The 1,319-nt window shown below is 39.5% G+C and carries 1 protein-coding gene, 1 pseudogene and 1 other annotated feature; the gene and the pseudogene both read left to right on the top strand.

The window, feature by feature from the left end; all coding sequences use genetic code 11:
• A partial coding sequence (locus tag FTT77_RS17185; protein WP_180182534.1) for a recombinase family protein occupies positions 1-258 on the top strand: 258 nt, incomplete at its 5' end.
• A gap of 182 nt (positions 259-440) precedes the next feature.
• Positions 441-1,319: pseudogene (locus FTT77_RS17180) on the top strand (IS3 family transposase); the annotation flags it as partial.
• Positions 730-846: a sequence feature (AL1L pseudoknot), on the top strand. (Overlaps the previous pseudogene by 117 nt.)

The raw sequence follows: 1,319 nt of genomic DNA, 5'->3' as shown, positions 1-1,319 counted from the left end.
ATAAATAAACTCATGTTTCAGATGCTTGCTGCATTTGCAGAGTTTGAACGCTCCATGATCCGTGAGCGTCAAAAGGAAGGAATTGCAAAAGCCAAAGCGAAGGGCTTATATAAGGGAAGAAAGCGGAAGGTTGACTATGTTGAAATACGAAAAGCAATGGCTGAAGAAAATTCAACATTTAGAGGTGTTGCAGAAAAGTTTAAAGTAGGGATAGCAACAGTACAAAGAGCTTTAAAAGAAGAAACTAATAATCAATAAGGTTGATTAATGAAGACGCTTAGATATTCAAATTTAGAAAAGATCATGACCATTTATACTGAAATTTCTACTTATATTACATTTCATAATGCGACTGGTTTAACAGATATAAATAAATCAATGGAAGATTTTTGAACCGTACCGGGTTTGTCGGAGACCAAGCTTTCTGAGAGAATGTCCCGATGAAAAAAGTAAAATATACCCCTGAAATCAGAGAAAGAGCGGTTCAATTATTGATTGAATCCGAGAAAGATTATCCATCGAATTGGGCTGCGATCACCGCTATTGCTCCCTGAGCAGTATACTGCGCAAGGGTTGTACTCCTGAAACACTACGTGTTTGGTATCAAAAATATTTAGATAAACAAAATCCAGTTAAAGTACAGCAGCTTTCAGACCAAGAACGTATCAAACAACTCGAACGCGAAAATAAAGAACTGCAACGCGCCAATGAAATTCTACGTAAAGCAGCCGCTTTTTTCGCCCAGGCGGAGCTCGACCGCCCACACAAATAATGGTGGATTTTATCCATAATAATAAAGAGCTGTACGGAGTCGAGGCGATTTGTAGAATTTTACCGATCGCACCTTCAACCTATTACCGGACTCTAGATCTCTGTGAAAATCCAGAACATCGAGCAAAGCGAGATTTACATGACTTGCATCATGCTGAGGAGATTAAACGAATTTGGAAGGAAAGTTCAGGTCGGTATGGTGTACGTAAAGTCTGGCAAAAACTGAAACGTGAAGGCTATATTATTGCGCGCTGTACTGTTGCTCGATTAATGCAAAAGCTAGGTATAAAAGGTGTTTGGCGTGGTAAGAACAAACAAACCACCCGTAGCCGAGATGATCAAAAACGAGCGGATGACTTGGTAAAACGTAATTTTACTGCTGATCATCCTGACCAACTGTGGGTGAGTGACTTTACGTATATTCAAACAAATTCAGGCTGGGTTTATACTGCATTTATTATTGATGTGTTCTCACGAGCAATTGTTGGATGGAAAGTATCGACACGGATGAATACAGATATGGTGCTCGATGCATTGGAGCAAGCATT

This window comes from Acinetobacter sp. YH01010 (assembly GCF_013420775.1).
GTDB classification, from domain to species: Bacteria; Pseudomonadota; Gammaproteobacteria; order Pseudomonadales; family Moraxellaceae; genus Acinetobacter; species Acinetobacter amyesii.
This window is presented reverse-complemented; position numbering and strand designations above follow the sequence as displayed.